Raw genomic sequence first — 23,094 nt, forward strand, 5'->3', positions numbered from 1 at the left:
CCGTAAGAGTGGTAACGGGAAGAACGGTACATGCGGTTGCCTGTTTTTCATTTTTTCTTGTAACGGCGCAGCCCTCCAGATGCGACGAACGGGCCCTGCGCTACAGTGCCCCACCATGTCCGATCACTGGGTGCTGGGCACCCGTCCTGCCTCATCCATCGCCGTGCCCCTGTCGCAGGTGGTGGCGCTGCTGACGCGCCTGGGCCTGGCGGACCGGCACGCTGTCGCAGAGGACCTGTTGCGCCTGGTGGGTGCGCAGGTGGCGCTGGCGCAGTGCACCATCTTTGCCTTCGAAGGCCAGCGGCGGCCGCGCACCGTGGCCGTGGGCGACCGCTCGCGCACGCAGGCGCTGCCCGACATTTCCGAAGCCTACGTCTCGCGCTTCTACCGGCTCGATGGCAGCGTGGCGGTGATGCGCCAGGAGTTCGTGGCGGCGCAGAAGGCTGGCATGGCCGAGCCCCGCATCGTGCTGCACCGCCAGCGCAGAGAAGACATCGCGCACCCCGAATACCGGCGCATCTGCTACGAACTGCCGCAGGTGGCCGAGCGGCTGGCCGTGATGGCGCTCTACGAGGGCCGACGCTGGCTCTCGGTGAACCTCTACCGCGGCACCGAGCACGGGCCGTTCGACGATGTGGCCATCGCCGTGGTGGAGGCCTTTGCGCCCCTGATCGTCCACGCCGTGCGCCTGCACCACACCGGCCAGGCCCTGAGCCAGGAGCTGCCCGACCTGGTGCTGGCGCGGCTGGCACGGCGCTTTCCGGCGCTGACCCAGCGCGACCACGACGTGCTGCGCGCGCTCATCGAAGGTCTGGGCACCGAGGCCCTGGCCGAACGCCTGGGCCTGACGCTGGCCAGCGCACAGACCTACCAGAAGCGCCTCTACCGCAAGCTCGGCGTGGCCGGGCAGCGCGAACTGCTGGCCTTGCTGCTCGACGGCGGCGCCTGATCCGGGTCTTCCCGAGGTGGGTTTGGTTTGTTCCCATATGGGGACATCTGCATCATGGGCATTGCCTACACTGCGCCCACCAACAGGAGACAAGCCATGCACCAGCCGCACGCCGAACCCCGGCGCTCCATCTACTACGACTACCAGGTGTTCGACGCCTGGTTGCCATCACAGCACCCGCAGCCACAGCACCACGCCGTGGTGATCGCCGGGGCCGGCCCCATCGGACTGGTGGCCGCGCTGGAGCTGGCGCGCCACGGCGTGAAGTGTGTGCTGCTCGAATCCGAGCGCCAGGTGTCCGAAGGCAGCCGCGCCATCGTGTTCACCCGCCGCTCCATGGAGATCCTGCAGCAGGTGGGCGTGGCGGACCGGGTAACTCAGAACGGTCTGCCCTGGCGATTCGGCAACTCGGTCTACCGCGGCCAGCGCGTGTTCCGCATGGAAGCGCCGCACGATCCGGACGACCGCTTCTTCCCCATGATCAACCTGCAGCAGCAGTACCTGGAGGAATACCTGATCGATGCCGTGCGGGCCAACCCGCTGATCGAGCTGCGCTGGGGCAACCGCGTGAACGCCGTGACGCAGGACGGGCAGGGCGCCACGCTGGAAGTGGACACGCCCGAGGGTCCGTACACCCTGCAGGCCGACTGGCTGGTGGCCGCCGACGGCGCGCGTTCCGGTATCCGGACGATGCTGGACCTCAAGCTTGAAGGTGCCTCCTACGAAGGCCGCTTTGTCATCGCCGACATCCGCATTGACCTGCCGCTACCCACCGAACGCCTCGCGTTTTTCGACCCCGAATGGAACCCCGGCAACACCATCCTCATGCACCGCGAGCCGCACGGCATCTGGCGCGTGGACTACCAGCTGCCACCCGGCGAGGACCCCGAAGCCGCCTTGAAACCCGAGTCGCTCAAGGCCCGCATCGACGCGCAGCTGGCCATGATCGGCCACGCCGGCGTGCCCTGGGAGATGGACTGGTGCTCGGTGTATTCGGCGCGCGCGCTCACGCTGCCGGATTACGTGCACGGCCGCGTGCTGTTCACCGGCGACGCGGCGCACCTGCTGCCGATCTTCGGTGTGCGCGGCGCCAACACGGGGTTCCAGGATGCGCAGGCGCTGGCCTGGCGGCTGGCGTTCGTGGTCCAGGGCCTGGCCGCCGCGCCGCTGCTGGCCGGCTACAGCAGCGAACGCGTGGGCGCGGCGCGCGAGATCATCGACGAGGCGGGCAAGAGCACGCGCTTCATGACCCCGCCCACGCGCGGCTTCCGCCTGCTGCGCGACGCGGTGCTCTCGCTCTCGCTCAGCGAGCCCTTCGTGGGGCCGCTTTACCACTGGCGCACCTCGCGGCCGCACGAGTACCGCCATTCGCCGGCCAACAGCGCGGGCGACGACAACGCGCTGTTCAAAGCCGGGCCGGGTCACGGTGCGCCACCACAGAACGTGCGCCTCGGTGCCGACGACCACCTGCTGGACCACCTGGACCACCGCTTTTCGTTGCTGTACTTCACCGAAGGTGCCGCCGTGCCCGAAGCGCTGCTAGCGGAGGTGAACGGGTTGCGGGCGCGGGGCCTGCCGCTGCGCATGATCGCCGTGGGCAGCGCCCGGCCGGTCGCTGGCGCCGATGAAACCCTGGCCGATACCGACGGCCTCCTGCGCGAGCGCTACGGCGTGCCCGCCAGCGGCGCGGCCTACCTGCTGCGACCCGACCAACACGTGTGCGCCCGCTGGATGAGCCTGGATGCAACGCGCCTGCGCGCCGCCCTGCTCAACGCCGCTGGTCTGAAAATGGAAGCCTGAACATGAGCCAGAACACCTTGACCATCCCCGGCCTGGAGCAGGTCTACGACGCACTGGCCACCGCCATTGACGGGGCAGGACCGGAGAAGACGGAGCTGTTCCTCGTCAAGCTCGCGCTGCTGAACGCCAACGCGCTGGCCGATCCGGCGCTGTTCCAGGCGCACATCAACGCGGCACTGAAAGACCTTTGACCCAAGCAGCCCTATGAAGTGGCGGGGCAGGGGGTAAACCGTACACTTGCGGGTTATCCCCCGATTGCCCCCCATGAACGCCCCCGTCGACGTCTCCTTTTTCGCGCGCGCCGCCAAGCCGCTGACCAGCTACCGCCCCTACTGGGCCAAGCGGTTCGGCGTGGCGCCGTTCCTGCCCATGAGCCGCGCCGAGATGGAGCAGCTGGGCTGGGACTCGTGCGACATCGTGTTGGTGACCGGCGACGCCTACATCGACCACCCCAGCTTCGGCATGGCGGTGATCGGCCGTGTGCTGGAGGCGCAGGGCTTTCGCGTCGGCATCATCGCCCAGCCCGACTGGCAGAGCGCCGAGCCTTTCAAGGCGCTGGGCAAGCCCAACCTGTTCTGGGGCGTGACCGCGGGGAATATGGATTCCATGATCAACCGCTACACGGCTGATCGAAAAATCCGCAGCGACGACGCCTACACACCTGGTGATGTGGGTGGCAAGCGGCCCGACCGCGCCGCCATCGTCTACAGCCAGCGCTGCCGCGAGGCCTTCAAGGACGTACCCATCGTGCTCGGCGGCATCGAAGGCAGCCTGCGCCGCATCGCCCACTACGACTACTGGAGCGACAAGGTGCGCCGCAGCATCGTGGTGGACAGCAAATGCGACCTGCTGCTCTACGGCAACGCCGAGCACGCGCTGGTGGAGGTGGCGCACCGCATCGCCGCACGCGAACCGGTTGAACACATCACCGACGTGCGCGGTACCGCCTTCATCCGCCGCCCGCACGACCCCACGGCGGAGGGCTGGATCGAGATCGATTCCAGCGAGGTGGACCAGCCCGGCCACGTCGAAGACCACATCAATCCTTATCAGACCACCAGCGAACAGGCGCAGGCTCAGGGTCAGAGCTGCTCCAAGGAAGATGGCTCCCAACCCCCTCTCACGCCTGCGGGAGAGGGCCGGGGTGAGGGTTCTTCAGCCTACAAACCCATCACCATCCACCGCCCCCAAGGCGCCGGCGGCGTGGCCAAGTTGTCGCGCGACCGCAGTGTGATCCGCCTGCCCAGCTACGAGCAGGTGAAAAGCGACGCCGTGCTCTACGCCCACGCCAACCGCGTGCTGCACCTGGAAACCAACCCCGGCAACGCCCGTGCGCTGGTGCAGGCGCACGGCGAGGGCGCCACGGCGCGCGACGTGTGGATCAACCCGCCACCCATCCCGCTGACCACGGCGGAAATGGATTACGCATTCGACCTGCCCTACGCCCGCAGCCCGCACCCGGCCTACGCCGACGAACACGGCAAACACGACGGCGCGACCAAGATCCCTGCCTGGGAAATGATCCGCTTCTCGATCAACATCATGCGCGGCTGCTTCGGTGGCTGCACCTTCTGCTCCATCACCGAGCACGAAGGCCGCATCATCCAGAGCCGTTCGGAAGACTCGATCATCAAGGAGGTCGAAGACATCCGCGACAAGGTCGACGGCTTCACCGGCGTCATCTCCGACCTCGGCGGCCCCACGGCCAACATGTACCGATTGGGCTGCAAGAGCCCGCAGATTGAGGCCGCCTGCCGCAAGCCCAGCTGCGTCTACCCCGGCATCTGCCAGAACCTCACCACCAACCACGACCCGCTGATCAGGATCTACCGCCGCGCGCGGGCCCTCAAGGGCATCAAGAAAATCCTGATCGGCTCCGGCCTGCGCTACGACCTGGCCGTGAAGAGCCCGGAATACGTGAAAGAACTGGTGCAGCACCATGTGGGCGGCTACCTGAAGATCGCTCCCGAGCACACCGAAGGCGGGCCGCTCTCCAAGATGATGAAGCCCGGCATCGGCAGCTACGACCGCTTCAAGACGATGTTCGAGAAGTACAGCGAAGAGGCGGGCAAGAAGCAGTTCCTCATCCCGTATTTCATCGCGGCCCACCCCGGCACCAGCGACGAGGACATGATGAACCTCGCGATCTGGCTGAAGAAGAACGGTTTCCGCGCCGACCAGGTGCAGACCTTCTACCCCAGCCCCATGGCCACGGCCACGGCGATGTACCACACCAGCCTGAACCCGCTCAAGGGCGTGCACCGGGACGACCGGGCCGAGAAGGTGGACATCGTGCGCGGCGACAAACGCCGCCGCCTGCACAAGGCCTTCCTGCGCTACCACGACCCCAACAACTGGCCGCTGCTGCGCGAAGCGCTGAAAACCATGGGCCGCGCCGACCTGATCGGCAACGGCAAACACCACCTGATCCCGACCTTCCAGCCCATGACGGACGGCAGCTACCAGAGCGCGCGCCGCAAGAACAGCACCGCCGTGGGCAAGGCCAGCGAGAAGATGGCCGCGGTGGTGAAACCGGGGATGAAATCGGCGCAGCCCCAGCGCGGTGCGATCTTGACCCAGCACACCGGACTGCCGCCGCGGGCCGGCGTGGGCGCCAAGGCGATGAAACCCCGCGGCGGGCGCTGACAGCGCCTTTGGCGCGTTCCCGTTAAGGTCTGCCGCGGGCGTGGCCGCGATGGCGCTGCGTTGTTCAGGCCCAGCGCTGTGCTGTCGCGCGGTTGTTGCAGGGTGGTCACCGCTTCGTCATGTCACCGGCATACAGTGGCCCGATTGTTCTGTACTGTCTGGAGATTCACATGACCTTCCCCTCCCCGGATCGTCGTCACTTTTGCCTGCAGCTGGGCGCGGGCCTCGCTGGCCTGAGCGCTGGTGCCACCTGGGCCAGCAGCTTCCCCGAACGCGGCATCAAGATCATCGTGCCCTTTGCGCCCGGCGCCGGCACCGACGCCATGGGTCGTCTGGTGGCGGGCAAGCTGGCCGAGCTGCTCAAGGTCAGCGTGGTCGTGGACAACCGGACAGGTGCCTCGGGTGCGCTGGGTGCGCAAGAGGTGGCCAGGGCCGCACCCGACGGCCACACCCTGCTGCTCGCGGCCGCACCCTTCACCACCGTGCCCGCCGCATTGCCCACCGCCGGTTACGGCCCGATCACCAGCTTCACCCCCGTCGGCATGATCGCGCACGGCCCGCTGGTCTGGGCGGCCAACAAGGACCTGCCTGCCAACACCTTGCCCGAACTCGTGGCCCTCGCGCGCAGCCAGCCGGGGCGGCTCAACTACGGCTCGGCCGGCGTGGGCGGCATCAACCACCTGGTGCTCGAATCGCTCAAGGCGCGCACCGGCACCTTCATCACCCACATCCCGTACCGCGGTATCGCACCGGCCACGTTGGATGCGCTTTCCGGCCAGGTGCAACTGCTCACCGGCACCATTCCCGCGCTGGCACCCTACATCCGTGACGGCCGACTCAAGGCCCTGGCCGTCACCAGCCCCGACCGCAGCCCCGCGCTGCCGCAGGTGCCCGGCATGCAGGAGGCCGGCATGGCCGATTTCAATGTGCTCAACTACTTCGCACTCGTGGCACCGAAAGGAACACCGGAGGCTGTGATCAGGTCACTCAATGCCGCGCTGGAGAAAGTGATGGAACTGCCTGATGTGAGGGAACGGCTGGACAAGGATGCGCTGGCGCCCGCGACCGGCACGCCCGCCCAGCTGACGCAGTTCCTGCAGCGCGACTTTGAGGGCTGGAAGCAGGTGGTGCAGCGGCAGGGGCTGAAGATCGATGCGTTTTGACGCCTGCGCCTGAACGCAGGCAGGCATCGGGTTAGCGCGCACGTTGAAAGGGCCTTCTGGCTGTGGAGGAAGGCTTTGTGGCGTTGTTGCTATGGCACGTTGGCGGCGCCTCAGACGGTGATGCGCGGCTGGCACGCTTGAGATAAGTCATGAAACCTGCAGATGATGCGGCGTATTGCTGGTATTTGCTTCACAATTTGTTTCATCCACAGGGTAATCCCTGTCCCCAAATGAGAGAAAGCAGCCCGTGGCATACCTGAACTGGACCCCTGACCTGGAAACTGGCATTCGCGAGATTGATGGGCAGCACAAGCGCATCGTGGAATACATCAACCAGCTTTACGATGCCCGCACCAGCCATGACCGCGCCGGGGTCGGTGCCGTGATCGACGAAGCGGTGGATTACACGCTGTCGCATTTCGCGTTTGAAGAGGCACTGATGGTTGATGCCGGCTACATGTACAGCGGCCCGCACAAGAAAGTGCATGAACTCTTCACCCGCAAGGTGGGCGATTACCGCCTGCGCTTCGAAGCCGGAGAGGATGTGGCTGACGAGTTGCACGCCATGCTCTCTCGCTGGCTGTTCAACCACATCCGCAACGACGACAAGAGCTATGCCGACGCGGTCAAGGTCTACATGAAGAACCGGGGTCAGTCCGAGGGCAGCGTCAAGGATCAGATCAAGGAAGAGCTGATCCGTGAACTGCATCTGAAGAAGAAGCGCGGCTTCTTCGCACGCCTGTTCGGCGGCAGCGAATAGCCCGGCAATTTCAGACCCGTTTGTGCAAGAAAAAAAGGCCGCTGATGCGGCCTTTTGCGTTGCTGCGCGTGATGCGCTGAATAAGGTGACGGACCTTGACCCCGGCACTGGCTCCACAGTTAGGGCTGCTTGGTTCCCCACCTGACCCGGTTGGCCGCTTCACCATGCGGGAAGGCCCGTCAGGATCGATTGTAGGCGATGATGGCCACCCTTTGCCGACCAAGGGCGCCGCTTAGAATCGCTGCCATGTCCTACGTCGTTCTGGCCCGCAAGTACCGCCCGCGCAATTTCACAGAAATGGTGGGGCAGGAGCACGTGGTTCAGGCCCTGTCAAACGCGCTGACCACACAGCGCCTGCACCACGCCTACCTGTTCACCGGCACGCGCGGCGTGGGCAAGACCACGGTCTCGCGCATCCTGGCCAAGTCGCTCAACTGCCTGGGGGCCGACGGGCAGGGCGGCATCACCGCCGAGCCCTGCGGGGTCTGCCAGGCATGCACCGACATCGACTCGGGCCGCTTTGTCGACTACACCGAGCTGGACGCGGCGTCGAACCGCGGCGTGGACGAGGTGCAGGCGCTGCTGGAGCAGGCGGTCTACAAGCCGGTGCAGGGGCGTTTCAAGGTCTTCATGATCGACGAGGTGCACATGCTCACCGGGCATGCGTTCAACGCGATGCTCAAGACGCTCGAAGAACCGCCCGAGTATCTGAAGTTCGTGCTGGCCACGACCGACCCGCAGAAGGTGCCGGTCACCGTGCTCTCGCGCTGCCTGCAGTTCAACCTGCGGCCGATGGCGCCCGAGACCGTGCTGCAGCATCTGGAACAGGTGCTGAAGGCCGAAAACGTGCCGGCCGAGACGCAGGCGCTGCGCCTGATCTCGCGCGCCGCGCGGGGTTCGATGCGCGACGCGCTCTCGCTGACCGACCAGGCCATTGCCTTCGGTGGTGGTCAGCTGAAGGAATCCACCGTGCGCCAGATGCTGGGTGCGGTGGACCGTTCCTATGTGTTGCGTCTGATCGACGGGCTGGCGCGCGGTGATGGCGCGACCGTGGTCGACACCATCGACAGCCTGCGCCTGAATGGCCTGAACGCCGCTTCAACACTCGAAGAAATGACCGGCCTGCTGCAGCGCATGGCAGTGCTGCAGGCGGTGCCCGAACGGCTGGCCTTGCAGGAATCGGACGACCCCGACACGCCCGAGATCGTGCGCCTGGCGCACGCGCTGCCGGCCGACGAAACCCAGTTGCTCTACAGCCTGTGCCTGCACGGCCGTGCCGAGCTGGGCCTGGCGCCCGACGAATACGCCGCGCTCACCATGGTGCTGCTGCGGCTGCTGGCGTTCAAACCTTCGCAGACGGCGACCGGCGCCGCGGCGGAAAAAAAAACACTGAAATCCGGGGCTGAGCCGCCTTCGCCCCCGGTTCGGCCGCCCGCCGTGGCGCCGCCATCTGTTTCAGTGTCTGCGCCAGCGGTGGTTGCGCCGGCCGTTGCAGTCATCCATCGACCCGTTGTGCCGGCGCCTGCGGCAGCGGAGGCGAGGCCTGTGCCGTTGCCATCGGTGGCGCCCGCCACGACGCAAAGACCAGTGCCGGTGATGGCGCCGGTTTCAACGCCACAGGGGGCCGCTGACGGGCCTGCTCTCGAAGACGACGACCCGCCCTGGGTGGACGAACCTGAAGAACCGCCCGTCGAAGAGGGCGTACAGACCTCGCGTCGGGTGGTGGCCGTTCCAGTGCGCGACCCCGGGCCGTCGCAGCGGCTTGACCAGTTGAAGGAGCCGGGTGAAATGGTGCCGGTGGTGGAGCCCGTGGTCAGCGCCGAAGGCGATTTCTGGTTCGACGCCGTGATGCAGCTGGTGCGCGCCGAGACCATCACGGCGCTGGTGCGCGAGCTGGGCCTGCAGTCTCAGCTGATGGCGCGCGACCAGGGGCGGTGGCTGTTGCGCGTGGAGCGCGAATCGCTGAACCAGGGCAACACGCGGGAACGTCTGACGACGGCGTTGCAAACCCTCGGCCATCACATCCAATTGGCGCTGGAGATCGGCCCGGTGCAGGACTCCGCCTCGCTGCGGCTGGCCGCCGAAGCCGCGCGCCGGCAGCGCGAAGCCGAACAGATCATCAGGGACGACCCGTTCGTGCAAAACATGATGCGCGACTTTGGCGGCAAAATCGTGCCCGGTACGCTCAAAGCCATCACGGATTGAGACGATTCATTTCATTCACCATTCATTGAAAACACAAGGAAGACCATGTTCAACAAAGGACAACTCGCCGGCCTCATGAAGCAGGCCCAGGCCATGCAGGACAACCTGAAAAAGGCCCAGGACGAGCTCGCTTTCATCGAAGTCACAGGCGAGTCCGGTGCCGGTCTGGTCAAGGTGCTCATGACCTGCAAGCACGACGTCAAGCGCGTCACCATCGACCCCAGCCTGCTGGCCGATGACAAGGACATGCTCGAAGACCTGGTGGCAGCCGCTTTCAACGCTGCGGTGCGCAAGGCCGAAGAGACCAGCAACGAGAAGATGGGCAAGCTCACGGCCGGCATGCCGGGCTTGCCTGGCGGGATGAAACTCCCCTTCTGACACTTGACAGTCTCATCGCGTGGCCGAAACCCACTCCCTTGAACTGCTGGTGCAGGCGCTGCGGCACCTGCCGGGGGTGGGGGTCAAGTCGGCCCAGCGCATGGCGTTTCACCTGCTGCAGCACGACCGCGAGGGCGCTCAGCAGCTGGCCCAGGCGCTGCAGCACGCCTGTGCCTCAGTGCGGCACTGTGCGCTGTGCCATACCTTCACCGAAGACGAGATCTGCCCGACCTGCCGCGATGGGCGGCGTGATCGCAGCCAGTTGTGTGTGGTGGAGAACCCTGCCGACCAGTCGGCGCTGGAACGCACAGGGGCCTACAAGGGCCTGTACTTCGTGCTCATGGGCAAGCTCAGCCCGCTCGATGGCGTGGGTCCGCGCGACATCGGTCTGCAAAAACTCTTCGACCGCATCGACACGCTGGTGGACGGCGCGCGCGAGGTGCGCGAAGTGATCCTGGCGACCAACTTCACGGCCGAGGGTGAAACCACAGCGCATGTGATCGCCCAGGCGCTGAAAGCACGTGGCGTGAACGTCACCCGGCTGGCGCGCGGTGTGCCGGTCGGCAGCGAGCTGGAATACGTGGATCTGGGCACGATCGCCCACGCCCTGGTGGACCGGCGCTGACCGGCCGCATTCAACGAAAGCTTTGCATGAAATTCGTGGGACTCACCGTGGCCTACTGGGCCGTGATCGTGGCGGCGCTGCTGCCCATTGTGTGTGCGGGTCTGGCCAAGTGGGGCACGTTCGCCAAGCCGCGACGCGAAGGTGGCTATGACAACCACAATCCGCGTGCCTGGCTGGCAAAACAGGTCGACTGGCGTGCGCGCGCCAATGCGGCTCAGGCCAACAGCTTCGAGGCGCTGCCGTTTTTCATGGGTGCGGTGATCATTGCCCACCAGCTCGGCACCTACCAGACCCGGCTGGATCTGCTGGCCTTCTTCTACATCGTGCTGCGACTGGTCTACATCCTGTTGTATGTGGCCGATCTGGCCACGGCGCGCAGCATCGCATGGGCCCTGGCTCTGGTGGTCAACATCGCGATCCTGTTTGTCTGACACAGGCGGTCAGCCGTTACTTTTGCTTGCTTTTCCTCTCGGTGGAAACCCGCTCGGGATTCGTCCTGATGCGGGTTTTTCATTGGGCGCGTACGCTGAGAAACTGAAAACAGGTCGTCAGTGAGGATGTGTCATGTGGAGTCGCCGTGGGTGGGGTCGTGTGTGTGCGTCGGCGTTGCTGACGGCAGGCCTGCCTGTGGTGTTTGCGCAGTCGCGCCCGCCCACCAGCGCCGCGCCCGCCGTTCCACGCAACACGCTGGGCCGCGTGGTGATGGCGGTGGAGAACCGCTCTTCGTTCTGCTACCTGCCGCTCACGATCGCCGATCGGCTGGGCTATTTCGCTGCCGAGGGACTGGACGTCCAGCTGCGCGAATTCACGGAGCCGGGTCAAGCCCTGCTGGCCATGCTCAGCGGCGCCACACACCTGGTGTCGGGGCCCTACAGCAACACCATCAGTCTGCAGATGCGGGGGCAGTCGATACGGTCCATCGTGTTGCAGGGGCGCACGCCGCAAATCGTGCTCGGCGTTTCGCAGCAGACCATGGGGCACTACCGTCAGTTGCGCGACTTGCGCGGTCGCCGTGTCGCGGTGACGGCTCTGGGTTCGGCCAGCCACCGCATTGCGCGCTTGCTGTTGACCAGGGCGGGGCTGGGTCCGCAAGACGTCGGGTACCAGGCGTTCCCCAGTGCACCGGCCGCGGTGGCGGCTTTTCGCTCGGGGCAGGTGGATGCCATTTGCTACACAGATCCATTGATCACCCTGCTGGAGCAGGCGGGGGAACTCAAGGTGGTGGCCGACACGCGCACCATGCGGGGCAATGCCGATGTGTTTGGTGGTCCGCTGCCCGCGGGTTGCCTGAGCGCCTCGGCCGACTTTGTGGCGAACAACCCGAGGCATTGTCAGGCCATCACCGATGCGATGGTGCATGCCCTGAAGTGGCTGCAGACCGCGGGGCCGTCCGACCTGATCAAGATCGTGCCCGAAGCCTATTTTCTCGGAGACCGGGCGCTGTACCTGGCGGCTTTCAGTCGGGCCCGTGAGTCGTGGACACCCGATGGTCTGATGCCCGAAACCGGACCCCAGACCACGGTTCGCATGCTCGCGCATTTTGACGATGCGCAGCTGTTGCAGCGGGTGAACCTGGGCCGCACCTTCACCAACGAATTTGCGCAGAAGGCGAAAGCACGGTTTCGCGCCTGAACCCGCGGCAAGGCGGACAACATTCTCAGTTCTTGCGCGCTTTCTTCTTGCTCGCCGTGCGCGTGGGTTTGATGGCGGCTTTTTGGGTGCTGCGTTTGACGCTCTGACCCTTGGCCTTCGTGCTTTTCCTGGTGATTTTCTTGCCGCTTTTCGCTGCGACCGCGCTGGAGCGCTGGGTCTGGACCAGTGACAGGCGCTGGCCGACCCTGAGTTTGGAACTGACCCGCAGCCTGTTCCAGCTCGCAAGGTTCGACGCACTCACGCCATGGCGGGCCGCCAGGCTGCCGAGGGTGTCTCCCCTGCGGACGATCACGGTGCCACGGCGCACGATAATTTCCGGTTGCAGGCTGAGGCTGGCGTTGTCGGCGACGAATTCGCTCACGTCGCGGTTGTGCTGGTCGCTGCGCGCCACCAGCAAACTCGAACCGGCGCGCACCTGCATGCGCGGCGGGATGTTGTTGACGGCGCGCAGCTCGGACTCGCTCATGCCCACGCGGCTGGCGGCTTGTGCGGCCGTCATGGTGCTGGGCACGACCCAGGCCGTCCAGCTCGCGAGCGGGCCCTTGTGGTCGGCCAACCGGCGTTCGAAGATGTTGGCGTTGTCCCAGGGCAGCAGGATGTAAGGCGTGCCGGCGGCCATCACGATGGGTTGCGTGATCGAGGGGTTCAGGGCCCGGAAATCCTTCTCGCTCACATCCGCCAGGCTGGCGATGAGCGCCACATCGATGTCGCGCGACAGGGTCAGGGTGTCGAAGAAGGGGTGGTTGCCGATCCGTGGCAACTGCGCATTGAAGGCCTCGGGCCGGGCCAGGATGTTCTTGACGGCTTGCAGCTTGGGCACGTACATGCGTGTTTCCAGCGGCATGTCGATGTCGGTGTAGCCGGTGGGCCGGCCTTCGCGCTGGTTGCGCGTGATGGCGCGGTTGACGTTGCCCTGGCCCCAGTTGTAGGCGGCCAGCGCGAGGTGCCAGTCGCCAAAGCGGCGGTGCAATTGCTCCAGGTAGTCGAGTGCGGCGCGGGTAGAGGCCAGTACGTCTCGGCGGTCATCGCGGAATGCGTTTTGCTTCAGGTCGAACGACTGACCGGTGGCGGGCATGAACTGCCACATGCCGGCCGCGCGAGCGCTGGACACGGCCTGTGGGTTGAACGCGCTCTCGATGAAGGGCAGCAGTGCCAGCTCCATCGGCAGGTTGCGGCGTTCGACTTCTTCGACGATGTGGAACAGGTAGCGGTTCGACCGCTCGGTCATGCGCTGCATGTAGTCGGGACGGCTGGCATACCACTGCTCGCGGTCGCGGACCAGATCGTTCTGCAGATCCGCCATGGCAAAGCCGCGGCGGATGCGTTCCCAGATGTCTTCCGGCGCAGAAAGCGTCACGACCGGTGGCAAGCTGGCCTGTTCGGAGACGATGGCGCTCAGCGGTGGGTGGGCTGCCTGGGGCACGCCGGGTGCCGTGGACCGGGTCTCACCCGGGGAGGCGGTGGTGGTCTGGCGCGGCGCTGACACACCGGCACAACCGGCCATCAGCAGGGTCAGGCCCAAGGCCCAGAACAGACCACCCGGACGGACGCGCGACGGCGTCACTGGCTGATGGTTACAGAGGGGATCACGGGGCGGAGGCAGAACGGTCTGGGCTGAGGCGAGTGTCATTTGAAGTTGTTTTTCCATTCCCTGAGCGTGGCCAGCACGCTCACGGCATCGGAGACTGCGCCAGGTGCATGTGCGCCGGCCGCATCGGCGACCGCGGGCACATGGGTGCGCAGGAAGGGGTTGATCTGCTTTTCCAGCGTGATGGAGCTGGGCAGCGTGGGAAGGTTCCCGGCGCGCAGTTGGGAGCAATGGGCAGCGTGCTGCGCGAGTTCGGCATTGCCGGGCTCGACGGCCAGGGCAAAACGCAGGTTGGACAGGGTGTATTCGTGCGTGCAGCAGACCCGGGTGGCGCCGGGCAGCTGGGCCAGGCGGGTCAGCGAGTCCAGCATCTGCGCCGGTGTGCCCTCGAACAGCCGGCCACAGCCGGCTGAAAACAGGGTGTCGCCGCAGAAGAGCAGGGGCTTGCCATCCACGTCGGGGCAGAAGTAGGCGATGTGTCCCGCGGTGTGGCCCGGCACCTCGATCACCGTCCAGTCAAGGTCCAGCGCACTCACGGTATCGGTGGCACCGACGCGCAGCAGGGGCTCGGGCATGGGTTCGCTTGCGGGGCCGATGACGCGTGCACCGGTGGCCTCGCGCAGCGCAGCCACGCCGCCGGTGTGGTCGGCGTGGTGGTGGGTGATCAGGATGGTTTCGAGGGTGAGCCGGTGCTCGGCCAGCCAGGCCAGCACCCCGACGGACTCGCCGGGATCGACAACCAGCGCCCGCTGCCCGTCGTGCAACACCCAGATGTAGTTGTCGCTGAACGCGGGTAGGGGAAAAAGTGTCATGCGCGGAGCCCGGTGTGAATGCGGGGTTGGCGTGTAGAGTACGCGGAAAAGCCGGGTTTGGGGGTGCCGGACTTGCGCCGGCTCCGTCTTTTCATCTCACACCATGTATCCGCCCATTATAAGTTTGACCGACTGGTTTCAGACCGCTCCCGGGCGCTACTTGCTGGACTGGGAGCAGCGGCAGTTTGACCTGGCCGTGAGCGATCTGTTTGGTTACAACGCGCTGCAGCTGGGACTGCCCGAGCTGCGTACCCTCGACGCGAACCGCATGCCGCACCGCTGGCTGGCCTTGCCCGAAGAGATGCTCGTTGCTCCGCTGGACGAGCGGCTGTTCACCGGGGAGGGCGGACGCACGGTGGACCTGGATGCTCCGCAGTCCCCATCCGGGGACCGTGGCGACCGGGTCTCGACCTGGCCGGCCCCGGGCGAGTCGCCGCGGGTGGCGCTGGTGACCAACGCGGCTGCGCTGCCGTTTCCGCCGGCGAGCCTGGACCTCGTGGTGCTGCCGCACACGCTGGAGCTCAGCGCCGACCCCCACCACGTGTTGCGCGAGGTGGAGCGGGTGCTCGTGCCTGAGGGCCGGGTGGTGATTTCGGGCTTCAATCCGGCCAGTCTCTGGGGCCTGCGCCAGGGGCGCGCCCGCCTGGCGGGGCGGCTGGGTTTGCATGGGCTGGGTTTGTCAAGCCTGTACCTGCCCGAGGCCGGTGAATTCATCGGCCCGCGCCGGTTGCGCGACTGGCTGCGGCTGCTGAGTTTTGAAGTAGAGTCGGAGCGCTTTGGCTGTTACCGGCCCGCGGTGCGGACCGAAAAGTGGCTCAACCACAGCGCCTGGATGGACCGGGCCGGCCCCCGCTGGTGGCCGATCTTCGGCGCGGTCTATTTTCAGGTGGCGGTCAAGCGTGTGCAGGGTGTGCGCCTGCTGGGCCCGGCGTGGAAGCCGCGGCGGGCTGTGGCTGCGGCGCCCGTGTCGGTGGCCAACCGCCATTGACTTGAAGCACCCCCCGCGCCGCTTCGCGTCACCCCCCTCCAGGGGGGCGGCACTGGCCGTCTGGCAAAGCCAGCCCGGCGGTGCCCCTGGGGTGGCGCTGTTTTGTTTTTCTGGAGAAGCTGATTTGAATCACGTGGTGATCTACACCGATGGCGCCTGCAAGGGCAACCCGGGCCCGGGCGGCTGGGGCGTTTACCTCAAGGCCGGCGGCCACGAAAAAGAGCTCTGGGGTGGCGAACGCGAAACCACCAACAACCGGATGGAACTCACGGCCGTGATCGAAGCACTGACCGCGCTCAAGCGCCCTTGCAAGGTGTCGCTCTACCTGGACAGCGAATACGTCCGCAAAGGCATCACCGAGTGGATCCATGGCTGGAAGACCAAGGGCTGGAAGACGGCGGCCAAACAGCCGGTCAAGAATGCCGACCTCTGGCAGAAGCTCGATGCCCTCGTGCACGGCGGGGTGCACCAGATCGAATGGCACTGGGTCAAAGGTCATGCGGGCGACCCCGGTAATGAAAAGGCCGATGCATTGGCCAACCGGGGCGTGCCGGGCTGAGCCGCCAAGCCGCCGGCTGGCCGGGCGATTGAACTTATGCGCTCGTGGGTGTCTATGCACTGATACATTGCAAAATGTTGTGACACTTGGCGCTATCCCCCTGCACCTGATCGAAACATGGCAAAAAAGACCCTTTATGTGGTGATCGCCGCGGCCGGCCTCGGGCTGGCCTCGGCGGGTGCCTGGTGGCTCCAGAACCGTTCTCCCAACCAGGTGACCGCTGAGGGTGGCACCCCGGGGGGCAGCGCCACTGCTTCCGCAGGACGACCGGCTGCCGGCACGCCCGGTGTCGAGGTGGCGCAGGTCAAATCACTCTCCTTGCGGGACGACGCTCAGGCTGTGGGCACCCTGCGCTCGCGCCAGAGCGTCACGCTGCGGCCCGAGGTCAGCGGCCGCATCTCTCAGATCGCCTTTGCCGACGGCGCCCGGGTCAGGCGTGGCCAGTTGCTGGTGCAGCTGGACGACGTGTTGCAGAGGGCAGAACTCAGCCAGGCGCAGGCCCAGCTCTCCATCGCGCGCGCCAACCTCAAGCGCAACGAAGAACTGGTGGCGCAGGCATTTGTGGCCCAGCGCGTGCTGGACGAAAGCCGCGCGGCGCTGCAGGTGGCCGAAGCGCAGGTGGCGCTGGCGCAGGCGCGCCTCTCGCGCATGCGCCTCACCGCGCCGTTTGACGGCACCGTGGGGCTGCGCGTGGTCAATCTGGGCGACTACGTCAAGGACGGCGCGGACCTCGTGAACCTGGAAGACACCTCGCAGCTCACGGTGGACTTCCGTCTGCCCGAGCGCTTCCAGGCCCGCATCGCCGCCGGCCAGCCGGTCGAAGTGGAACTGGACGCATTGCCCGGCAAACGCTTCAGCGCGAAGGTGCAGGCGGTTGATCCGCTGCTGGACGCCAACGGCCGTTCGATCGCCGTGCGCGCCGTGCTGCCGCCCGCGCCCGGCGGCGAGTTGCGCCCCGGCATGTTCGCCCGCGTGACCACCGTGTTCTCCACCAACGCCGCTGCGCTGGTGGTGCCCGAAGAAGCCATCGTGCCGAAGGCTGGCAAACAGTTTGTTTTCCGCTTGCTGAAAGAAGGCGAGGGCGACGGCGCCAAGCTGGTGTCGCGCCGCACCGAGGTGCAGCTCGGGGTGCGCCGGGGCGCACAGGTGCAGATCACGCAGGGCCTGGCCGAGGGCGACACGGTGGTGGTGGCCGGCCAGCAGCGGCTGCAGAAAGACGGCACGGCCGTGCGTGTGGTGGAGATGAGCCGTCCCCCAGGCGCCCCGGTCCCCGGACCCCAGGGCGCACCCGCTGGCACCCCGCCGGCGAGTGGCGGCTGATCCCGCAGGAGGCGCACCATGCAACTGCCTGAAGTCGCGATCCGCCGGCCCGTTTTTGCCAGCGTGCTGTCGATGTTGATCCTGCTCGTCGGGCTGGTGGCCTTCAGCGGCCTCACGGTGCGCGAGTACCCCAAGATCGACGAGCCCACCGTCACGGTGAGCACCACCTTCACCGGCGCTTCCAGCGAGGTGGTGGAGTCGCAGGTCAGCAAACCGCTGGAAGATTCCATCGCCGGCATCGAAGGCGTGGACGTGATCACCTCCATCAGCCGGCAGGAACGCAGCCAGATCACGGTGCGCTTCAACCTGGCGCGCGACCCCGACTCGGCCGCCGCCGACGTGCGCGACAAGGTCAGCCGGGTGCGCCAGCGCCTGCCGCAGGGCATCGACGAGCCGGTGATCGCCAAGGTCGAAGCCGATGCGTTCCCGGTGATGTGGATCTCGCTGAACTCCGACACCCACAACGCACTGCAACTCTCCGACCTGGCCAACCGCATCGCCAAACCGGTGCTGCAGACGGCCACCGGCGCGGCCGAGGTGCGCATCTACGGCGAGCGCCGGTATTCGATGCGCGTCTGGATCGACCCCGACCGCCTGGCCGCCTACAACCTGACGGTGCAGGACGTGGAAGACGCGCTGCGCCGCTCCAACCTCGAAGTGCCGGCCGGCCGCATCGAGAGCAGCCAGCGCGAGTTCAACGTCACCGCCGCCACCGACCTGCAGACGCCCGAGCAGTTCCGCGAGGTCACGCTGCGCACGGTCAACGGCCAGTCGATCCGGCTGGGTGACGTGGCGCGTGTGGTGCAGGGCCCGCAGGACGAACGCAGTTCGGTGCGGCTGAACGGGCGCGACTCGGTGTCGCTGGGCGTGATCCGCCAGGCCACGGCCAACCCGCTGGAGCTCTCGGCCGGTGTGCGCAAGCTGCTGGACAAGGTCAAGAACGACCTGCCACCGGGCATCAACGTCGAGATCGCCAACGACAACTCGGTTTTCATCGACCGCTCGATCAAGGCCGTCTACACCACCATCGCCGAAGCCGTGGTGCTGGTGGCGCTGGTCATCTTCGTCTTCCTGCGCACCATCCGCGCGTCCATCATTCCGCTGGTGACGATCCCGGTCAGCCTGATCGGCTCGTTTGCCCTCATGGGCCTGTTCGGCTTTTCCATCAACACGCTCACGCTGCTGGCGCTGGTGCTGGCCATCGGCCTGGTGGTGGACGATTCCATCGTGGTGCTGGAGAACATCTACCGGCACATCGAGGAAGGCATGAAGCCGTTTGAAGCGGCCATCAAAGGCGCGCGCGAGATCGGCTTCGCGGTGGTGGCCATGACGCTCACGCTCGCCGCCGTGTACGCGCCGCTGGCCTTCACGCCCGGGCGCACCGGGCGCCTGTTCGCCGAGTTCGCGCTCGCGCTGGCGGGTGCGGTGGTGGTGTCGGGCTTCGTGGCGCTCACGCTCTCGCCCATGATGAGCAGCAAGCTGCTGCGTCACAACCCCAACCCGGGCTGGTTCGACCGCGGCATGGAGCGCGTGCTCGTCGCCATCACCCGCGGCTACAGCCGCCTGCTGGCCGGGGCGCTGCGCGTGCGCTGGCTGGTGGTGGGCGTGATGCTCGCGAGCGCTGCGGGCAGCTGGTGGCTGCTGCAGACCACCAAGCAGGAACTCGCGCCGCTGGAAGACCGCGGTGTGATCCTGGTCAACGTCAACGGCCCCGACGGCGCCACGCTGGCCTACACCCGGCGCTACGCCGAGGCGGTGGAGCGCATCGGCGCGGACTATCCCGAGTTCGACCGCATCTTCAGCAACATCGGCAACCCGACCGTGGCGCAGGGCACGGTGTTCCTGCGTGCCAAACCCTGGGAAGAGCGCGAGCGCAGCACGCAGGAGATCGCGCGCGAGATCGCGCCACGCATCGGCGCGCTGCCCGGCATCAGCGGCTTTCCCATCACGCCGCCCTCGCTGGGCCAGGGCTTTCGCGAGCGGCCGATCAACTACGTCATCGTCACCAGCGACAGCTACCAGAACCTGTCACAAACCGTGCGCCGTTTCCAGGACGAAATGGCCAAACACCCCGGCTTCGTGCAGGTGGACACCGACCTGCGCCTGAACAAACCCGAGATCCGCATGGATGTGGACCGCGAGCGCGCCGCCGACATGGGCGTTGGCGTCGACGTCATCGCGCGCACGGTGGAAACCTTGCTGGGCGGGCGCGTGGTCACGCGCTACAAGCAGGGCGGCGAGCAGTACGACGTGGTGGTGCAGACCGACAGCGCCCAGCGCAGCGCGCCAGATGACATCGACAAACTCTTCGTGCGCGGTCGCGGCGAAGCCATGATTCCGCTGGCTTCGCTGGTGCGGTTGCGCGAGGTCGTGGTGCCGCGCGAACTCAACCACTTCGGCCAGCGCCGCAGCGCCTCCATCACGGCCAACCTCGCACCCGAGCTGGCGCTGGGCGAGGCGCTCCAGATCATGAACGGGATCGCGGCCGAGGTGCTGCCGCCCGGCTACACCACCGACCTCAACGGGCAGAGCCGCGAATTCCGCAGCTCATCGGGCTCGCTGGCCATCGTGTTCGCGCTTTCGCTGCTGTTCATTTACCTGGTGCTGGCGGCGCAGTTCGAGAGCTTTGTCGACCCGCTCATCATCATGCTCAGCGTGCCGCTGTCCATGCTGGGCGCGCTGCTGGCGCTCAAGCTCAGTGGCGGCACGCTCAACGTGTTCAGTCAGATCGGGCTCATCACGCTGGTGGGCCTGATCACCAAACACGGCATCCTGATCGTGGAGTTCGCCAACCAGCTGCGCGAGAAGGGCAAAGACAAGCTCGAAGCGGTCAGGGAATCCGCCGCGCTGCGCCTGCGCCCCATCCTCATGACCACTGGCGCCATGGTGCTCGGCGCCATGCCGCTGGCGCTGGCCACCGGGGCCGGTGCCGAGAGCCGTCAGCAGATCGGCTGGGTGATCGTGGGCGGCATGAGCCTGGGCACGCTGCTCACGCTGTTTGTGGTGCCCACCATGTACACGCTGCTGGCGCGCACGCGGCATGGTTCGCGGGTGCTGCCGAAGGATGTGCCGGGCCACGGAGAACCCGAGTCCGAAGACATCCTGGTGGCGAAGTGATGGCCGATCCGGAGCCACCGATGGGCTTGGACTGCACCTTGCCGCAGGCCGGGCGCCTGCCCTACACCGACGAGAACTTCCGGGCGGCCAAGGTCTTTGTGTTCGGTAAGTGGTGTGAAGAAGCCGTCGGGCAGCCGGACAAGGTCCCGCTGGACCTCTCGGGCGCCTGCAAGTACGGGTCGCTCTTCATGCAGCGCGTTTTCGGCGGCGCCATCCGGGGGCACTATGAACACCAGTACAACTTCATCGACGGGCAACGGGTGGATCTGAGTCATGAAGCCCGGGATGTCGCCTGCATGCGCCACCCTTACCTGCACGAACCGGCGTACTTTCAGGTGCCCGAGCTGCAGGCCTCGCTGGCGAGTTGCCTGCCCCGCGCCCAGCGCTGGGCCGACGAGTTTCTGGCCCAGCAGTCCGCGGCGGTTGCGCGAGAGCCGGACACCCCATAAGCGGGACGCTCACCCTGCGCGCAGAGGTCGCTTGGCCCAGGCTTGATCCGTGGCCGGGCGGGCCGCATCAAGCGCTCAGATCACGCCGTCGAACATCATCACATCCACCTCGTCGCCCGCGGCCACGTTGCCCTGGCCGTGGTGCAGCACGATGAGGCCGTTGGCTTCGACCATGGAACGCAGCACGCCTGAGCCCTGGTTGCCGGTGGTGCGCACCTGCAACGATCCGTCGGCACCGCGGCTGACGATGCCGCGCTGGTATTCGGTGCGACCCGGTTTCTTGCGCAGGGCCTCGGCGCTGTGCGCCTTGAGCAGCACCGGCTCGCTGGCGGTGCTGCCCATCAGGCGCTGCAGGGCGGGACGCACAAAGGCGAGGAAGGTGACCATCACCGCCACCGGGTTGCCAGGCAGGCCGAAGAGGACGGCACTCTTGCTGTTTTCCGTGATCCGGCCGACGGCCATCGGCCGCCCGGGCCGCATCGCGATGCGCCAGAAGGCCACGTCGCCAAGCTGCTTCATCATGGCCTTGGTGTGGTCGGCTTCGCCCATGCTCACGCCGCCGCTGGTGATGATGGCGTCGGCCTCGCGCGCGGCCTGGCGGAAGGCGGCTTCGAGGGCGGCGGGTTCGTCCTTGATCACGCCCATGTCGATCACCTCCACACCCATGCGCGTGAGCAGGCCGAAGACGGTGTAGCGGTTGCTGTCGTACACCGCGCCTTCGCGCAGCGGTTCGCCCTGGCTGAGGATTTCGTCGCCGGTGGAGAAGTAGGCCACCTTGATCCGTCGATACACCGCCACACCGGGCAGGCCGAGGCTGGCAATCAGGCCGAGCGCAGCGGGGCCGAGTGTCTGGCCGCGGCGCAGCGCGGGCTGGCCGGCCATGAGGTCTTCGCCGAGCAGGCGGCGGTTGTCACCGGCGCTCACCACGCCGGAGGGGATCTCCACGCGGTCATCCTGCGCCTTCACAAACTCCAGCGGCACCACGGTGTCCAGTTCGGGCGGCATGATCGCGCCGGTCATGATCTTCAGGCATTCACCCGCCGCCACCGTGCCCTGCCAGGCCTTGCCGGCGAAGGCGGTGCCGACCACGCGCAGCGACAGCGGCTGCCCCGGCTGGAGCTGCGAGCTGTGAAATCCAAAACCATCCATGGCCGAGTTGTCGTGCGGTGGCACGCTGATGGGCGAGATCACGTCCTGTGCGAGCACGCGGCCGAGCGCCTCAAACACGCCCACCGTTTCGGTTTCTGTGACGGGCTCGACCAGGTGGGCCAGGAACTGGTTGACGCGCTCGGCGCTCAGGGCCTGCGGGTCGTAGCCCTGCAGCTCGGCTGCGATCTGTTCTATCGTTTTCATCGATCAGGGTTCAGCTGTTTTCCAGCGCGTGCAGTTCAGCGAGGGTGTTGGCGTTGCAGAAGGCGCGCGGATCGTCGCCCGGCTGGTCAAAGGTCACCACCACGGTGCGGTGCTGGTCGGTCCAGCGGTCGATCTTGCGGCCGCCCGCCTGGGTGAAGGCGACGAGGCTCTCCAGCAGGTTCACCCGCATCAGGCAGAAGACCGGCTGGGTGCGGACCTGGCCATCGGCTTCGCGAGCAGCGGCCATGGCGATCTCGGTCGAGCCGTCTTCAAAGGCCTGCGCCAGCCGCTGTGCGAGGTCGAGCGGGAACAGCGGTGTGTCGCAGGGGGCCGTCAGCAGGTAGGGCGTTTCACAGCGTTCCAGCCCGGTCATGAAACCCGCCAGCGGCCCGGCGTAATCGGACAGCGTGTCGGGCCAGACCGGCGCACCAAAGGCCTCGTAGGCCGAGAGGTTGCGGTTGGCGTTGATCATCAGGTCGCCGACCAGGCCACCGGCCTGCATCTGCAGCCGCAACACGGTGTGCAGCGCCAGCGGCGTGCCGTTGAAGTTCTGCAGGCCCTTGTCGACGCCGCCCATGCGGGAGCCTCGGCCCCCGGCGAGCACGAGGGCGGTGATTTCGTTTGGTTGGATCACAAAAAAGTCCGATCAGAGAAGTGTCTCTTCCAGCACACGCCGTGGAACCGGCTTTGCCGGGCCACCAGCGTGGCCCCCCTTGAGGGGGGAGGCGC

Annotated in this window: 20 protein-coding genes and 1 other RNA gene; 16 read left to right on the top strand and 5 right to left on the bottom strand. The window is 66.6% G+C overall.

All coding sequences use genetic code 11. The features are described 5' to 3' along the window. The first annotated feature begins 115 nt into the window (after window positions 1-115). The 6 genes from AC23D4_RS02435 (at window position 116) to AC23D4_RS02460 (ending at window position 7,318) form a co-directional block, all read left to right on the top strand. Entirely contained in the window at window positions 116-949 is an 834-nt protein-coding gene (locus tag AC23D4_RS02435) for a helix-turn-helix transcriptional regulator (RefSeq protein WP_472887300.1), read from the top strand. A gap of 96 nt (window positions 950-1,045) precedes the next feature. Beyond that, a complete protein-coding gene (locus AC23D4_RS02440) occupies window positions 1,046-2,749 on the top strand; it encodes an FAD-dependent monooxygenase (RefSeq protein WP_472887299.1) in 1,704 nt (567 codons plus the stop codon). Window positions 2,750-2,751: 2 nt separating this feature from the next. Next, a complete protein-coding gene (locus AC23D4_RS02445) occupies window positions 2,752-2,940 on the top strand; it encodes a DUF2783 domain-containing protein (RefSeq protein WP_472887298.1) in 189 nt (62 codons plus the stop codon). Window positions 2,941-3,013: 73 nt separating this feature from the next. Next, complete coding sequence (locus tag AC23D4_RS02450) at window positions 3,014-5,395, top strand: YgiQ family radical SAM protein (protein WP_472887297.1); 2,382 nt, start codon at window positions 3,014-3,016, stop codon at window positions 5,393-5,395. A gap of 170 nt (window positions 5,396-5,565) precedes the next feature. Beyond that, window positions 5,566-6,558, top strand: coding sequence for a Bug family tripartite tricarboxylate transporter substrate binding protein (locus AC23D4_RS02455; protein ID WP_472887296.1), 993 nt, complete (start codon window positions 5,566-5,568; stop codon window positions 6,556-6,558). Between the two features lie 247 nt (window positions 6,559-6,805). Continuing rightward, on the top strand, window positions 6,806-7,318 hold the full coding sequence (locus AC23D4_RS02460; RefSeq protein WP_472887295.1) for a bacteriohemerythrin: 513 nt from the start codon (window positions 6,806-6,808) through the stop codon (window positions 7,316-7,318). Between the two features lie 84 nt (window positions 7,319-7,402). On the opposite strand, the gene ffs is transcribed toward AC23D4_RS02460, so the two are convergent. Next, window positions 7,403-7,499, bottom strand: an RNA gene (ffs, locus tag AC23D4_RS02465) — signal recognition particle sRNA small type. A gap of 65 nt (window positions 7,500-7,564) precedes the next feature. Here ffs and dnaX point away from each other — a divergent pair. The 5 genes from dnaX to AC23D4_RS02490 all read left to right on the top strand — a co-directional run bounded on the left by dnaX (window position 7,565) and on the right by AC23D4_RS02490 (window position 12,158). After that, on the top strand, window positions 7,565-9,523 hold the full coding sequence (dnaX, locus tag AC23D4_RS02470; protein ID WP_472887294.1) for a DNA polymerase III subunit gamma/tau: 1,959 nt from the start codon (window positions 7,565-7,567) through the stop codon (window positions 9,521-9,523). A 45-nt stretch (window positions 9,524-9,568) separates the two neighbouring features. After that, window positions 9,569-9,901, top strand: a complete 333-nt coding sequence (locus AC23D4_RS02475; protein ID WP_304836340.1) for a YbaB/EbfC family nucleoid-associated protein — start codon at window positions 9,569-9,571, stop codon at window positions 9,899-9,901. Window positions 9,902-9,920: 19 nt separating this feature from the next. After that, the gene (recR, locus tag AC23D4_RS02480) at window positions 9,921-10,526 is read left to right on the top strand and encodes a recombination mediator RecR (protein ID WP_472887293.1); all 606 of its coding nucleotides are present in this window, start codon (window positions 9,921-9,923) and stop codon (window positions 10,524-10,526) included. 26 nt (window positions 10,527-10,552) lie between these two features. Further along, on the top strand, window positions 10,553-10,957 hold the full coding sequence (locus AC23D4_RS02485; protein ID WP_472887292.1) for an MAPEG family protein: 405 nt from the start codon (window positions 10,553-10,555) through the stop codon (window positions 10,955-10,957). A gap of 133 nt (window positions 10,958-11,090) precedes the next feature. Then, complete coding sequence (locus AC23D4_RS02490) at window positions 11,091-12,158, top strand: ABC transporter substrate-binding protein (protein WP_472887291.1); 1,068 nt, start codon at window positions 11,091-11,093, stop codon at window positions 12,156-12,158. A gap of 25 nt (window positions 12,159-12,183) precedes the next feature. On the opposite strand, the gene AC23D4_RS02495 is transcribed toward AC23D4_RS02490, so the two are convergent. Together AC23D4_RS02495 and gloB are read right to left on the bottom strand one after the other, a co-directional pair. Continuing rightward, on the bottom strand, window positions 12,184-13,683 hold the full coding sequence (locus tag AC23D4_RS02495) for a transglycosylase SLT domain-containing protein (RefSeq protein ID WP_472887377.1): 1,500 nt from the start codon (window positions 13,681-13,683) through the stop codon (window positions 12,184-12,186). 122 nt (window positions 13,684-13,805) lie between these two features. Beyond that, complete coding sequence (gene gloB, locus AC23D4_RS02500; protein ID WP_472887290.1) at window positions 13,806-14,579, bottom strand: hydroxyacylglutathione hydrolase; 774 nt, start codon at window positions 14,577-14,579, stop codon at window positions 13,806-13,808. Between the two features lie 103 nt (window positions 14,580-14,682). Between gloB and AC23D4_RS02505 the strand changes: the two genes are divergently transcribed. The 5 genes from AC23D4_RS02505 (at window position 14,683) to AC23D4_RS02525 (ending at window position 21,012) form a co-directional block, all read left to right on the top strand. After that, on the top strand, window positions 14,683-15,567 hold the full coding sequence (locus AC23D4_RS02505) for a class I SAM-dependent methyltransferase (protein WP_472887289.1): 885 nt from the start codon (window positions 14,683-14,685) through the stop codon (window positions 15,565-15,567). Between the two features lie 124 nt (window positions 15,568-15,691). Beyond that, window positions 15,692-16,126 (top strand): ribonuclease HI, encoded by a 435-nt coding sequence (rnhA, locus tag AC23D4_RS02510; RefSeq protein WP_472887288.1) that lies wholly within the window; start codon window positions 15,692-15,694, stop codon window positions 16,124-16,126. 117 nt (window positions 16,127-16,243) lie between these two features. Continuing rightward, window positions 16,244-17,446 carry an efflux RND transporter periplasmic adaptor subunit gene (locus tag AC23D4_RS02515; RefSeq protein ID WP_472887287.1) on the top strand — a complete coding sequence of 401 codons (1,203 nt, stop codon included), beginning with the start codon at window positions 16,244-16,246 and terminating at the stop codon, window positions 17,444-17,446. Window positions 17,447-17,464: 18 nt separating this feature from the next. After that, on the top strand, window positions 17,465-20,563 hold the full coding sequence (locus AC23D4_RS02520) for an efflux RND transporter permease subunit (protein WP_472887286.1): 3,099 nt from the start codon (window positions 17,465-17,467) through the stop codon (window positions 20,561-20,563). Continuing rightward, entirely contained in the window at window positions 20,563-21,012 is a 450-nt protein-coding gene (locus AC23D4_RS02525) for a hypothetical protein (protein WP_472887285.1), read from the top strand. Before AC23D4_RS02520 ends, AC23D4_RS02525 begins: the two co-directional genes overlap by 1 nt. 75 nt (window positions 21,013-21,087) lie before the next feature. Here AC23D4_RS02525 and moeA read toward each other — a convergent pair whose 3' ends face one another. Both moeA and mobA read right to left on the bottom strand, forming a co-directional pair. Further along, window positions 21,088-22,365 (bottom strand): molybdopterin molybdotransferase MoeA, encoded by a 1,278-nt coding sequence (gene moeA / locus AC23D4_RS02530; RefSeq protein WP_472887284.1) that lies wholly within the window; start codon window positions 22,363-22,365, stop codon window positions 21,088-21,090. Window positions 22,366-22,375: 10 nt separating this feature from the next. After that, the gene (gene mobA, locus AC23D4_RS02535; protein WP_487623735.1) at window positions 22,376-22,942 is read right to left on the bottom strand and encodes a molybdenum cofactor guanylyltransferase MobA; all 567 of its coding nucleotides are present in this window, start codon (window positions 22,940-22,942) and stop codon (window positions 22,376-22,378) included. Window positions 22,943-23,094 lie beyond the last annotated feature (152 nt).

Source organism: Hydrogenophaga sp. L76 (genome assembly GCF_057654755.1).

Coding starts and splice junctions, on each gene's coding strand:
- AC23D4_RS02490 (WP_472887291.1), top strand. CDS start 11,091: ATGTGGAGTCGCCGTGGGTGGGGTCGTGTGTGTGCGTCGGCGTTGCTG.
- AC23D4_RS02515 (WP_472887287.1), top strand. CDS start 16,244: ATGGCAAAAAAGACCCTTTATGTGGTGATCGCCGCGGCCGGCCTCGGG.
- AC23D4_RS02445 (WP_472887298.1), top strand. CDS start 2,752: ATGAGCCAGAACACCTTGACCATCCCCGGCCTGGAGCAGGTCTACGAC.
- AC23D4_RS02485 (WP_472887292.1), top strand. CDS start 10,553: ATGAAATTCGTGGGACTCACCGTGGCCTACTGGGCCGTGATCGTGGCG.
- AC23D4_RS02435 (WP_472887300.1), top strand. CDS start 116: ATGTCCGATCACTGGGTGCTGGGCACCCGTCCTGCCTCATCCATCGCC.
- AC23D4_RS02505 (WP_472887289.1), top strand. CDS start 14,683: ATGTATCCGCCCATTATAAGTTTGACCGACTGGTTTCAGACCGCTCCC.
- AC23D4_RS02520 (WP_472887286.1), top strand. CDS start 17,465: ATGCAACTGCCTGAAGTCGCGATCCGCCGGCCCGTTTTTGCCAGCGTG.
- gloB (WP_472887290.1), bottom strand. CDS start 14,579: ATGACACTTTTTCCCCTACCCGCGTTCAGCGACAACTACATCTGGGTG.
- moeA (WP_472887284.1), bottom strand. CDS start 22,365: ATGAAAACGATAGAACAGATCGCAGCCGAGCTGCAGGGCTACGACCCG.
- AC23D4_RS02475 (WP_304836340.1), top strand. CDS start 9,569: ATGTTCAACAAAGGACAACTCGCCGGCCTCATGAAGCAGGCCCAGGCC.
- AC23D4_RS02525 (WP_472887285.1), top strand. CDS start 20,563: ATGGCCGATCCGGAGCCACCGATGGGCTTGGACTGCACCTTGCCGCAG.
- AC23D4_RS02440 (WP_472887299.1), top strand. CDS start 1,046: ATGCACCAGCCGCACGCCGAACCCCGGCGCTCCATCTACTACGACTAC.
- AC23D4_RS02450 (WP_472887297.1), top strand. CDS start 3,014: ATGAACGCCCCCGTCGACGTCTCCTTTTTCGCGCGCGCCGCCAAGCCG.
- dnaX (WP_472887294.1), top strand. CDS start 7,565: ATGTCCTACGTCGTTCTGGCCCGCAAGTACCGCCCGCGCAATTTCACA.
- AC23D4_RS02455 (WP_472887296.1), top strand. CDS start 5,566: ATGACCTTCCCCTCCCCGGATCGTCGTCACTTTTGCCTGCAGCTGGGC.
- AC23D4_RS02495 (WP_472887377.1), bottom strand. CDS start 13,683: ATGGCCGGTTGTGCCGGTGTGTCAGCGCCGCGCCAGACCACCACCGCC.
- mobA (WP_487623735.1), bottom strand. CDS start 22,942: ATGGGCGGCGTCGACAAGGGCCTGCAGAACTTCAACGGCACGCCGCTG.